10 protein-coding genes are annotated in these 12,559 nt (G+C 40.7%); 9 read left to right on the top strand and 1 reads right to left on the bottom strand.

Annotated elements, in window-relative coordinates; all coding sequences use genetic code 11:
• Positions 1-42 precede the first annotated feature (42 nt).
• The 4 genes from MUN53_RS06705 to groL all read left to right on the top strand — a co-directional run bounded on the left by MUN53_RS06705 (position 43) and on the right by groL (position 3,626).
• Positions 43-696, top strand: a complete 654-nt coding sequence (locus tag MUN53_RS06705; protein WP_022455934.1) for a DUF1349 domain-containing protein — start codon at positions 43-45, stop codon at positions 694-696.
• A gap of 183 nt (positions 697-879) precedes the next feature.
• Positions 880-1,404 carry a nitroreductase family protein gene (locus MUN53_RS06700; protein WP_243324159.1) on the top strand — a complete coding sequence of 175 codons (525 nt, stop codon included), beginning with the start codon at positions 880-882 and terminating at the stop codon, positions 1,402-1,404.
• A 193-nt stretch (positions 1,405-1,597) separates the two neighbouring features.
• Positions 1,598-1,867 carry a co-chaperone GroES gene (locus MUN53_RS06695; RefSeq protein WP_243324158.1) on the top strand — a complete coding sequence of 90 codons (270 nt, stop codon included), beginning with the start codon at positions 1,598-1,600 and terminating at the stop codon, positions 1,865-1,867.
• Between the two features lie 121 nt (positions 1,868-1,988).
• Complete coding sequence (gene groL / locus MUN53_RS06690; RefSeq protein ID WP_243324156.1) at positions 1,989-3,626, top strand: chaperonin GroEL; 1,638 nt, start codon at positions 1,989-1,991, stop codon at positions 3,624-3,626.
• Positions 3,627-3,947: 321 nt separating this feature from the next.
• On the opposite strand, the gene MUN53_RS06685 is transcribed toward groL, so the two are convergent.
• Positions 3,948-6,782 (bottom strand): bifunctional fucokinase/fucose-1-phosphate guanylyltransferase, encoded by a 2,835-nt coding sequence (locus MUN53_RS06685; protein ID WP_243324155.1) that lies wholly within the window; start codon positions 6,780-6,782, stop codon positions 3,948-3,950.
• Positions 6,783-6,948: 166 nt separating this feature from the next.
• On the opposite strand from MUN53_RS06685, the gene MUN53_RS06680 reads away from it, so the two are divergent.
• The 5 genes from MUN53_RS06680 (at position 6,949) to MUN53_RS06660 (ending at position 12,147) form a co-directional block, all read left to right on the top strand.
• The gene (locus tag MUN53_RS06680; protein ID WP_022455939.1) at positions 6,949-7,452 is read left to right on the top strand and encodes a DUF4494 domain-containing protein; all 504 of its coding nucleotides are present in this window, start codon (positions 6,949-6,951) and stop codon (positions 7,450-7,452) included.
• A gap of 11 nt (positions 7,453-7,463) precedes the next feature.
• A complete protein-coding gene (locus MUN53_RS06675; protein ID WP_243324152.1) occupies positions 7,464-8,126 on the top strand; it encodes a YggS family pyridoxal phosphate-dependent enzyme in 663 nt (220 codons plus the stop codon).
• 63 nt (positions 8,127-8,189) lie between these two features.
• A complete protein-coding gene (locus MUN53_RS06670; RefSeq protein ID WP_243324150.1) occupies positions 8,190-9,167 on the top strand; it encodes a dihydroorotate dehydrogenase-like protein in 978 nt (325 codons plus the stop codon).
• Between the two features lie 832 nt (positions 9,168-9,999).
• Complete coding sequence (locus MUN53_RS06665) at positions 10,000-10,737, top strand: ABC transporter permease (RefSeq protein ID WP_243324148.1); 738 nt, start codon at positions 10,000-10,002, stop codon at positions 10,735-10,737.
• A 210-nt stretch (positions 10,738-10,947) separates the two neighbouring features.
• Positions 10,948-12,147 (top strand): ABC transporter permease, encoded by a 1,200-nt coding sequence (locus MUN53_RS06660; RefSeq protein WP_243324146.1) that lies wholly within the window; start codon positions 10,948-10,950, stop codon positions 12,145-12,147.
• The last annotated feature ends 412 nt before the right edge of the window (positions 12,148-12,559 follow it).

Genomic DNA, 12,559 nt, shown 5'->3' with positions numbered 1-12,559 from the left:
TCCATTGATTGATTCATTCATATTTAATTATACTAGCATTCAATGAAAAAGTTATTTTTTACCTTATTGGTTTTAGTGTCTTCCCAAATGGGGATAGCCCAGTCGCTGGAGAAGATGCAATGGTTCAATGAACCGGAAGAATGGGAAATCAAAGACAATTCGCTGTCAATGTTCGTAACACCTCAAAGTGATTACTGGCGGATTTCACATTACGGCTTCACAGTAGATGATGCCCCTTTCTACTACACTACCTATGGAGGAGAATTTGAAGTAAAAGTAAAGGTAACAGGAGATTATAAGCAACGTTTTGATCAGGCAGGATTAATGTTGCGGATTGATCACGAGAATTATATCAAAACCGGTATTGAGTTTGTCGACGGTAAGTTTAATATCAGTACGGTTGTTACGCACAAAACATCGGACTGGAGCGTCATCGCGCTCGATAAACCGGTTCCTTATATCTGGATCAAGGCAGTCAGACGCCTGGATGCAGTTGAGATCTTCTATTCACTCGACGATAAGGAATACACCATGATGCGTACGGCCTGGTTGCAAGACAATATTCCGGTCATGGTTGGCTTAATGGCCGCTTCGCCCGACGGCAAAGGATTTAAAGCAACCTTCGAACATTTTAAAGTAAAGCATCTTCCGGATTGTCGCAGACTGGAATGGCTAAAGAAAAATGCAGAAGAATAAGTAACTCACAAATGAATAATGTATCAAAGCAGGCAAAAGGATCTATTTTCTTTTACCTGCTTTCTTTATTATTATACCATCGTTCCAAACGGTATTTTTGTCAAATTGATTTCTCATTATATATTTGTATGCAAGAACAGATTTATCTGTACATATTATAATAACAATAATTCTTTATAAGATATGGAAAACGAATTTTTAAAACTCATTGAGACACGCCGTAGTTGCCGTAAATATTTACCTGAACAGATTACCGACGAAGAACTGAATGCCGTATTACAGGCCGGAACCTTTGCTCCAACCGGAATGGGCTGGCAATCTCCATTCATCGTAGCCGTACAACAAGAACAAATGAAAGAAAAGCTGGCAGCCATGAATGCGGCTGTTCGCGGGAAAAGCGGGAATCCTTATTACGATGCACCAACTTATGTATTGGTTTTCGCCCCAACTGATTGTCCGTTTGCCATTCAAGACGGAACTTGTGTACTCGAAAACATGATGCTTGCCGCCCATGCCATAGGACTTGCCAGCTGTTGGATTAACCGAGAGATCGAAATGTTCGCTACCGAAGAAGGCAAACAACTGATGAAAGAAATGGGACTTCCCGAAGGTCTGGGCGGAATTGGAGCCATTGCTTTAGGTTATCCGGCAACAACACCGGCCGAACCGAAAGCCCGTAAAGAAGGATATGCCCGGATCATCCGATAAATGCTTCCGATGGCGGAAACAGACTGACAGGTTGTCCTGAGGAAATATCCGCATTTGTCAGATTCGGCAATATTGACAGTCTGTCATCTTCCCAAATCGGTTTGGCACACTATTCGTAGAGATATTAGCGGAAGTCGTAAAAAGACTCCGGTAAATATCGATTATAAAATTATAAATTAAAACTTATACAGATATGAACATTAAACCATTAGCAGACCGCGTGCTTATCAAGCCGGCTGCCGCAGAAGAAAAAACTGTAGGTGGAATCATTATTCCGGATTCAGCAAAAGAAAAACCTTTAAAAGGTGAAGTGAAAGCCGTTGGTCAGGGAACCAAAGACGAAGAAATGGTTGTTAAAGAAGGCGATACTGTATTATACGGTAAATATGCAGGTACTGAAATCGAATTCGAAGGCGAAAAGTACTTGATCATGCGTCAATCTGATATTTTGGCAATCATCTAAATAAAAGCGACAAGGGAACAAGAGGAAAAGATTTCAGGAAACAAATCCATTACCTCGGTTATTCATTCACTTGTCAACTCACAAAAACAAACAAACTAACAAATTCAAAAACTAGAAAATCATGGCTAAAGAAATTAAATATGATATGGATGCCCGCGACCTTTTGAAGAAAGGTGTGGACGAATTGGCAAATGCCGTTAAAGTAACTCTGGGTCCGAAGGGTCGTAACGTAATTATCGAAAAGAAATTCGGTGCTCCTCACATCACAAAAGATGGTGTTACAGTAGCAAAAGAAATCGAATTGAGCAATCAGTTTGAAAACATGGGTGCTCAGTTGGTTCGTGAAGTAGCATCAAAGACTAATGATAATGCAGGTGACGGTACAACTACTGCAACTGTATTGGCACAAGCAATCATCGGTGTTGGTTTGAAGAACGTTACAGCAGGTGCAAACCCAATGGATTTGAAACGTGGTATCGACAAAGCCGTTGCTAAAGTTGTAGAAAGCATCGCTGAACAAGCTGAAGAAGTTGGCGATAAATTCGAAAAGGTTGAACACGTTGCTAAAATCTCTGCCAATGGTGATGAAGCTATCGGTAAACTGATTGCAGAAGCTATGCAAAAGGTAAAGAAAGAAGGCGTTATCACAGTAGAAGAAGCCAAAGGTACTGAAACAACTGTTGATGTTGTAGAAGGTATGCAGTTCGATCGTGGTTACATCTCTCCGTATTTCGTAACAGATACTGAAAAGATGGAATGCCAGATGGAAAATCCGTATGTGCTGATCTACGACAAGAAGATCTCAGTATTGAAAGACTTGCTGCCAATTCTTGAACCGACAGTTCAGAGCGGTCGTCCGTTGTTGATCATCGCTGAAGACATCGACAGCGAAGCTTTGGCTACTTTGGTTGTAAACCGTCTGCGTGGTTCTTTGAAGATCTGTGCTGTTAAGGCTCCGGGCTTCGGCGATCGTCGTAAGGCTATGTTGGAAGATATTGCTGTATTGACTGGCGGTATCGTTATCTCTGAAGAAAAAGGTATGAAGCTGGAAGGCGCTACTATGGATATGCTGGGTACTGCTGAAAAGATCGTTGTTAACAAAGACAACACAACTATCGTAAACGGTGCAGGCGACAAGCAAGCTATTCAGGATCGTATCGGTCAGATCAAAATGCAGATGGAAAATACAACATCTGATTATGATAAAGAAAAACTTCAGGAACGTTTGGCCAAGATGGCAGGTGGCGTAGCTGTTCTGTACGTAGGTGCTCCTTCTGAAGTTGAAATGAAAGAAAAGAAAGACCGTGTTGATGATGCTTTGCATGCAACTCGTGCAGCTATCGAAGAAGGTACCGTTCCTGGTGGTGGCGTTGCTTACATCCGTGCTATCTCTGCCTTGGAAGGCTTGAAGGGTGAAAACGATGATGAAACAACTGGTATCGAAATCGTTAAACGTGCAATCGAAGAACCGTTGCGTCAGATCGTTGCCAACGCTGGTAAAGAAGGTGCCGTTATCGTTCAGCGCGTAAAAGAAGGCAAAGGCGACTTCGGTTACAACGCTCGCAAGGATTGCTTCGAAAACTTGTGTGCTGCTGGTGTAATCGACCCGGCTAAGGTAACTCGTGTAGCTTTGGAAAATGCCGCTTCAATCGCTGGTATGTTCTTGACTACTGAATGTGTTATCGCAGACAAGAAAGAAGAGACTCCGGCTGCTCCGGCAATGAATCCGGGTATGGGCGGAATGGGTGGCATGATGTAATCTCATCCCATATAAGATAATAATAATCCCGGTTGCTTATCCCCAAAAAGAAAGCAACCGGGATTTTTTTGTCCTCAAATATCCTATCTTTCCCTTCAAAAATTATCTCCTGAAGCTTACATAACTCCCAGCGCGACACGCGGAGACTTTTGCATCTCTACAAAAACTTCAGCGCGACACGCGGAGACTTTTGTACCTCTACAGAAACTTCAGCGCGACACGCGGAGACTTTTGCATCTCTACAAAAACTTCAGCGCGGCACGCGGAGACTTTTGTATCTCTACAAAAACCCCAGCGCGGCGGGAAAAGCTTTTATCTGTATTAAGAACGGCTTACCTGCAAACCTTTATTCGAAAGATTCATTTCTACTAGGCGGGCGTTTGCATTCGCAGGATTTGTCATCAATGTCTGCCGAATCCGACGGGCTGCGTCCGGATCTTTTGCTACGACATATAAATATCCGCCACCGCCGGCTCCCGGTAATTTATAACCTAAAGCCTCGTCCTGGATACGATTGATAATGGCTTCCACAGCTGGAGGATTCGTTCCGGAATCAAGCGCCTTGTTCTGTTCCCAACTCTTCCCTACCAGACGACCGTACTGCTCGAAGTTCCCCAGCTGAATCGCCTCAAACATATCCAAGGCATGACGTTTCATCTCTCCTAAAATATGCAGATGAGCAGCACTGTTGAGAAACATTCCCTGAACAATCTCTGCCAATATGTGCTTTGCCGTCCGGGTAATTCCCGTATAATACAGAATATGACAAGACTGATAACAAGGATCTGTGAAGAGATATTCAGGCAACCAACGGACTTGCGGATGCTGATAAAAGCCATCGTTGGTCTGCAATAACTTCAGACCGTGCAACACACCGCCATATTGATCTTGCCAGCCTCCGCCGGTGGTGAGCAACTGCTCCAAAATCAAGGTACGGCTACCGATTTCATTCTTATCCCAACCCAAGCCACAGAAGTCGGACAAAGAACCCAAAACGGTTGCTGCCAGAATTGAACTTGTCCCCAAGCCGGAACCCGCCGGAATAGCAGCCAACAACGTAATTTCCAAACCACTGCCGAAGTCTTTCAGCTGTTCTTCCAATGAAGTAAACTTATCTGCTGAAAAACGGGGTAAGAATCCGGCCAAAGCCAATGCCGCTTTCGGGATTGAGAAAGGCGAACCCACTTTATTGAAATCGGACAATTCTTCCCAAGTCTGAATCTGCTCCATGGCTCCCAGATCAATCGAGCGCAAGGTAATCCGATAATCTTTAGAAGGCTTGATATAAACCTGCAAAGGAGGCTGTCCATTCAGTTCGATGGCCACATTTACCACATTTCCTCCGGAAAAAAGACAGTACGGAGGCGTATCCGTCCATCCACCAGCCAAGTCAATCCGGACAGGACTTCTTCCCCATACAATCTGATCGGGATAAACTTGCCGATGCGGACGCTGCAAATCCGAATCAAGCGTCTGCAACAAACCATCGCGCAGTAAAGCAAAGGCCGCCTGTTGCTCAGCTTCCCAAGGTTGTCCGGCCAATTGATGGGCTTTCGAACGGAACATATAATTATGAATGCGCTTCATGACCGGTTCATCGGCAGGCAATATATCCGGCAATGGCAACCGATAATGCGCAAAGGCTTGGGCTGCATCGGCCAAATCCAACTGATAGAAGACACTTTTCGCATGATTCTTGGCCAACATCGGCCAGTTTTCCCGACAATAGGAATCCCGCTGTTCTACCAACCGCAAAAGATTGGCCTGATCAGACAGTTGGTTTGCCGACAACTTCTCGGCTTTCTCCCAGACTTCTTTACCGGTGATCAACTCAGGTTCGGATATCATCCAGCGCAATACAAGACCTAATTCCTCGACAGAGGTACAAACCGGAAAGATAGGCGCTTCCTGCAAATCCGAGAAATCGGGCAATGCAACCTGGCGTTCCTGCATCCATTCCTGCACCGGTTTTCCCATCCATTGTGTCGAAGCATCATCGCGTTTTCCTTTGAAGGCATCATAAAAACCATACGGACGAGCCACAAATGCAGATTCCCGCAAGGGAACAACATCTACACAAACACCGGCAGGCAAAGTCAGACTCCAGTCGTTTCGTGGCACACCGGTTATAATATGTCTGTTGGCCAGTTGCCATTTTCCTGCCACATGGCTATTCTCTATCCATACTTCCGAATTATCAGCCGTCAAAGGCTTATCCAGGATTGCATTCTGTACAAACATCGCCGGATGCGGTTTGACTTTCCGATGCATAATGGCCCGCTGATCACGCACCAGGTTCTGTACGGCCAATGTTGAAGAAATCAATTCCCTACTCGTCCCATAATGATAAAACTCACCTCCCGGCAACGGCAGAATAACCACCTTCAACTGATTCAAAGCTTCATCCTTTACCTGCGGATTCCGTCCTAATGCCAACCCGAATTCTCCATACATATCGTAGAAGTTCCAACTTCCGTCGGCTTTCTTGGAGCGTTCTGCCAATAGCCGGACAGCTTTATCGCTTAACAACCAAATACCAATATCCATCAGGAACAAATGCGAACCCGACAAAGAAGCCAGTTGCTCCAAAGAAGGCTTTTGCCACATAAAATCCAGTTCGTCCGGACAATTCCGGTCTGATACAAAAACACCATGATTGGTTGCCAGTGACGGGTCAACCCACAAGCCATAACAAACGACATCGGCTTCGGGAATTTCCTGCAAAGGCTCGCTATTCCGGATATAAACATCTCCGCTGGCCACTAATGTATGCAAAGAATCCGGTGCCTTCTGCATGATTTCCCGATACAACGGAAGCTGCAACGAAAGCAGATTCTGCGACAACCGTTGCCCTCTAGCCCAACGAAACACCGGAACGGGCGTTAAAATCTTTCCCGAAGGTGCATACGAAGGCAAACGCCGACTTTGTCCGCCGGCATGCAACAAGATACGCTTTTCCAAAGCCAGCCAAGACTTAAAATCGATATCCTTATGCTCTTTCTGCCAGCACGATTCCAGCAGCCAGGTAGTTCCGCCTCCCGAACCCAGCCGGGCACCTACAGGATCGGATGTACAAAACCAAGCATCTTCTGATACCTTTTCTATCTGATGAAAACAGTCCACCAAATTAGGTGGCAATGAAAGTAATGTCTTCATGTAATTCTATTTATCTTGATTTTATTCTCATTCAATAAGGCGATAAAAGTACAAATTATTCATGAAAATACATTTCCGAAAAAATAGCTATCAATTGTTTTATTTATAAATTGCTATTACCTTTGTCGGAAGAAACAAGATAATAATTAATATAAACAGAATAAAGATGCACAACTGGTTTGAATGTAAAGTCTCTTTCGAGAAGATGCTTGAAAATGGTATGCAGAAGAAAGTAACAGAGCCTTATCTTGTAGATGCTCTGTCATTTACAGAAGCTGAATCACGTATTATCGAAGAAATTCGTCCTTTCATTACAGGCGAGTTTACGGTAACAGACATCAAGCGTGCACGTATTTCAGAACTATTCTTCAATGAAAACGGAGACCGTTACTATAAAATAAAAGTATATTTCATTACGCTCGACGAAAAAAGCGGAGCCGAAAAGAAAACAGCCGCTCAGATGCTGGCTCAGGCTTCTACTTTAAAAGAGGCAATCGCCGTACTGGAAGAAGGTATGAAAGGAACATTGTCTGACTATACGATTGCTTCGGTTACAGAAACTCAGTTGATGGATGTATTCCCGTTTGATCCGAACAGCATTCCTTCCGAACCCAAATCAAAGGAAGAACTGATTGCTGAACAAAAGAAAGCGGCAGAAACAACGATCTAAATCATATCATTATGGATATAGCTCAGCATATTCAAGAATTACAGGCTTCACTTCCACAAGGAGTGACGCTTGTTGCTGTTTCAAAGTTTCATCCGGTTGAAGCTTTGCAAGAAGCTTATCAGGCCGGACAGCGTGTATTCGGAGAAAGCAGAGCTCAAGAGCTGGTAGCCAAACAGCTTGTTCTCCCCAAAGATATTGAATGGCATTTTATCGGTCCGCTACAAAGCAATAAGGTAAAAGACATTGCCCCGTTTATCAGTCTCATTCATAGCGTTGACTCACTGAAGTTATTGAATGAAATCGAAAAACAGGCGGCCAAGCATGAGCGAATCATCCGCGTCTTGCTGGAAATCCATGTGGCAGCTGAAGAAACCAAACATGGATTTACACCCGATGAATGTCGCGAACTGGTAAATCATTTACCGGAATTACCCCATGTACAAATCTGTGGCATCATGGGTATGGCTACTTTGACAGACGATGAAAGCCAGATCCGCAAGGAATTCCATACCTTGCACGCGCTTTTCACGGAATTAAAGGAAACCGTATTCTGCCAATCAGAAGCTTTCTCGATCCTTTCCATGGGAATGTCGCACGACTACAAACTGGCAATTGAGGAAGGAAGCAACATGATACGTGTGGGGACTTATATCTTTGGAGAAAGAGAATATTAATAACTGATCAACAAAACGGTTGACTAACAATAAGTCTAATAAACAATAAAAAACAGAATAAATATGATTAACCTAAAGACACAATATGCGGGACTGACACTTCAGTCTCCTATTATCGTCAGTAGTTCCGGTTTAACCAATAATGCGGAACGAAACAAGGAATTTGAAAAAGCCGGCGCTGGTGCCATCGTTCTGAAATCATTGTTTGAAGAACAAATGGAAATGCAAAGCGATGCCATGTTGCAAGAATCCGATTATCCGGAGGCTGCCGATTATATCCGTGGCTATGTAAAGGCAAACCAAGTGGAAAATTACCTGGAACTGATTCGCAAATCCAAAGAATTGTGTACCATTCCTATCATTGCCAGCATCAACTGTTATCGGGCAGATACATGGATTGAGTTTGCCAAGCAATTACAAGATGCCGGAGCTGATGCTATCGAACTGAATGTTTTCTTCCTTGAAACCGATATCCATCACAGCTGTGAAGACTTGTATCAGTTATATACCCAGATTCTGAAGAAAGTAAAACAAGTGGTTACTATTCCGGTCATCATCAAACTCGGAAAATACATCTCTAATATGCCGGCTTTGGTTAATCAATTGAAGGCTAACGGTGCAGACGGCGTTGTTCTATTCAACCGTTTCTATCAGCCGGACATTGATCTGAATACAATGCAGTTGGTATCAGGCAATGTATTCAGCAGCCATTCAGATTTGAGCGATACGATTCGCTGGACGGCTATCGTATCCGGTAAGATTCCGAATATCAGCATTGCTTCTTCTACCGGAGTACACGACTGGGAAGACGTTGTTAAATGCTTGTTGGCCGGAGCATCTGCTGTTGAAATGTGTAGCGCTATCTATACACACGGAGCAGAAATCATCTCACAAATCACGACTTGCGTAGAAGAATGGATGCATCAGGCTCATTATGAATCATTGGATCAGTTTATCGGAAAACTGAATTATGCCAATATTCCTGATCCGGCATTATACGAACGCTCACAGTTCATGAAATATTTCTCCAACAGAGACTAAAAATCTTTGGAGTATATATATGGAAAAGAGAAAGTATCCGGTGAGGATATTTTCTCTTTTTCATTTTGACATTTTGTCAAAACTACCCTCTTATTTCTGCGATATTTGAAGAGATTTGTACAGATGATCGGGAATATGCGACGCACAGCGAGTTAAGGTTTAACAGAAAGCTGTTCAATCCTGATATTTTCTGACAATAAAACGAAAGAAAAAACATTCCTTATAGGATTAATCGACCAGCTGTCACTCTTTTTCATGTATAACGATCTTTTTATCATTCAAAAATAGAATGGATTTGAAATCATTTCTGACAAAAAAATCTGTCTTTAAAAACGAGAAAAGGAAAAATCGCCTCTATTTAAAACAGATTTTAACAATCTATTCCTGTTTAAAAGGACTTTCCAGCAAGATATCACGAGTTTTTCAGACAAAACGCACTGATTTTGTTTCTATTTCTCGTTACTTTTTCCCAAAAAGCTTACCATGAATTTACCCAAACACACCGGCTTTTGATCAAAACGCGCCGGCTTTTCAAGAAAATGCACCGAAAGAGCAGGAAAAAGCTTCCTTTTTCTCCTAAAATGTACGAGAAATCCATTTTACTGTGTCAGCTAAAAAAGAGAAAAAGCTATTTTTAGTCAGAAATACGAGGGATTTACTTACATATCAACCTTGGGAAAGATTTTGCCATCATTGCATCAAAAAATACAGTAATCATCTACTATACAAAATAACGCTATAACTTTTACCGTTAGTGATCATAGAGATCATTAATTGAGTAAATTACATGAAATATGCTATTTAACTTCTTTAAAATTTCGATACGGCGTTTTTGGAAAGAAAAGAAAAGAAATTGAATCTGCTGTTGATTCTATGCTTCTCTATAGGATTGATTTGCTTTGGGATGACGAACTATTATTTGGAGTTTATTCGTGGTCAATATTTGTACTATCCTAATAGCTCTAAAATAGCTAATATTTATAGTGTTGATCAAACAACAAAGAGATATGGTTCTAGCTATCAGGGGCGATGCATTAATAATATCTTCTTGTATAATCCATTAAGATGTGAGAAAATCGCATATTCGGGAATGCGTCAAAAAGATGATGTCACTTTCTTTTATGAAGGGAAAGAAATCTCTTATATATTGAATAGTTTGTGTGTAACAAAAGATTTCCCACAAGTTTATTCATTAGAGTTCATTGATGGCGACTTACGTGTAGGAAGTATTGTCTTGTCAGAAAGTTATGCTAGGAAAGTATATGGCAAATCCAATCCAGTAGGGAATTCATTGTTCGTTCTTTCTAATGAAAATGGGAAATTGTTGAAAAAAGACTATGTAATAACTGGAGTTGTAAAAGACCTTCCGAAAGGATTAGATGAATGTGCGGATATGTATGTGGTCATAGACGATAAGTTTACAGATGATAAACTGTATAGTGGAAAAATCGCATTGTTATTTAATGAACGTTTAGATGAAACACCTATTGAGACTTATTTGCCTAGTGAAAAGTATGAATGGGAGGATTATCGTTTGAAAGCAGAAAGTTTACATCAAGCTTATGATTAACTTTCTTATATCGTATTATCTATATCCCTATTGGGTTCTTTGATTTCATTCTTGGTGTTTTTCAATTTTGTAAAAAACTTTATTCAGGATTTTTATACACGAACAAGGGAGTTGGGGATTCGGATGGTATTTGGTTCAAGTCTGTTGGGCTTATATCTTTTATTGTTAGTGGATATATTTTTGTTCCTTTTTATTGCATTGATGGTAACAATGGGATTAACAGATATACTTTTGCCTTTGTATTATATGTATTTGCCAGACTCTGTAGCTATAGATGAAATTATACAAATTGATGTATGGGTATTGTATAAGTCTTATATTGAAATTGTCTTATCACTTTTGGTAATTTCAATGGTTATTGCATTTGGGGTTGTATATCGAATAAAAAAACGCATCTTGACTGAAAGCATCAAGACTGGACGCTCAGGAAAAATGGTTAAGGCTTTGTTGGCACTCCAGTTTATAGTATCTACTTTTTTTGTGGGCTCTTCTTTAGGATTGTTGTTGTTTTCGAATCATTCAAAGGTTACAATAAATAGGACATTGTCTGATGAAGAATCCGAACATATATTTCATGTAGTTTTAGATAATGTCCGTTTTATGGGTGCTGAAGAAGAATTATTGTCTTCTATAAAAGCTATCGATTTTGTTGAGAATATATCATTGGTGGGTTCAGAATTGACTCGATCTATTGTTTTGAATGATACTGTTTCTTTTGAGGGAATAGTAAAGGATGTAGATCGGAATTACTTTTCATTTTTTAATCTTCCTATGATTGCAGGTAGACTTCCTGCTACCGAAAACGAAATTGTTATTTCTAAATTTCTGAATTTAGAATTAGATAAATTGGCTACAAGAACCGTAATGATTAACAATGTGTATTATACGGTTGTTGGAGTTTATGATCAATTACCGTTTAAGCCAATGTCAAAAAACTTGTTACAGAAGGGTGAAAAGTATCGTTATAATGTAATATCCTTATCAAAAGGGAATCCAAAAGATTTTTATGTGAAAGTACAAGCCGGTAAAAAAGATTATGTACGCAGTGAAATAGAAAAAATAATTAGAACGAAACTGCCTAATACAATACCTTTCTATTTGAAAACTTTTAAGGAAGAACAACTTTTGACAATAGATGCAACAAAGTCGGTTACTGATTTATTCTTGTTGTTCTCATTTATGTCTATTGTTATCGTTGTATTGAGAGCATATACAGCAATAACCAAAGATGTTAATTCTATGGAAAAACAGATAGCTGTTCGAAAAATATATGGAGCTTCTTCGTTTGATATTTCAATATTATTAGGAGGCATCTATTTAGGACTATATATTACCTCATTAGTGGTGGCATTGCCTCTTGTATATCATTTTTTGTTAAATAATGTGCGTTCCGATTTGGATTACAATTAATACATAATTTCTTATTTTGGTTTTCAATAGCGTTGATAGTTGGTGTGATTATCTTCTTATCTATCGCATGGAAAATATATAAAATATCAAACAAGAAGGTTATCTCCATGTTGAGATATGAATAGTGTACTGTCAAAAGATTTCCAGTAACAGACGTGCCGAGGTCGGTTAGTTCTGTTCTTACATTCACAAACATACACAAGGAACTTCTCCATTTTCAACAGCTAGATCATCTTAAGGATGGAAAACACATTGAATGAACTTCTTTTCTTTTTTCCTACAGTTTTTATCTCCACCTTTTGGGATCAACGTAAAAATATGAGGGGTAAATTCGATAAAATCGTATCTTTGAGAACAACAAATCATTATCAGTTATGGAAACCAACGGTTATCGCCTCCTTCTTCCGGAAGG

This window comes from Parabacteroides faecalis, assembly GCF_022809355.1.
GTDB lineage: Bacteria > Bacteroidota > Bacteroidia > Bacteroidales > Tannerellaceae > Parabacteroides > Parabacteroides faecalis.
The sequence above is the reverse complement of the archived record's forward strand: the minus strand, read 5'-3'. Positions and strand labels throughout refer to the sequence as shown.

Coding starts and splice junctions, on each gene's coding strand:
- MUN53_RS06705 (WP_022455934.1), top strand. CDS start 43: ATGAAAAAGTTATTTTTTACCTTATTGGTTTTAGTGTCTTCCCAAATG.
- MUN53_RS06700 (WP_243324159.1), top strand. CDS start 880: ATGGAAAACGAATTTTTAAAACTCATTGAGACACGCCGTAGTTGCCGT.
- MUN53_RS06695 (WP_243324158.1), top strand. CDS start 1,598: ATGAACATTAAACCATTAGCAGACCGCGTGCTTATCAAGCCGGCTGCC.
- groL (WP_243324156.1), top strand. CDS start 1,989: ATGGCTAAAGAAATTAAATATGATATGGATGCCCGCGACCTTTTGAAG.
- MUN53_RS06685 (WP_243324155.1), bottom strand. CDS start 6,782: ATGAAGACATTACTTTCATTGCCACCTAATTTGGTGGACTGTTTTCAT.
- MUN53_RS06680 (WP_022455939.1), top strand. CDS start 6,949: ATGCACAACTGGTTTGAATGTAAAGTCTCTTTCGAGAAGATGCTTGAA.
- MUN53_RS06675 (WP_243324152.1), top strand. CDS start 7,464: ATGGATATAGCTCAGCATATTCAAGAATTACAGGCTTCACTTCCACAA.
- MUN53_RS06670 (WP_243324150.1), top strand. CDS start 8,190: ATGATTAACCTAAAGACACAATATGCGGGACTGACACTTCAGTCTCCT.
- MUN53_RS06660 (WP_243324146.1), top strand. CDS start 10,948: ATGGGATTAACAGATATACTTTTGCCTTTGTATTATATGTATTTGCCA.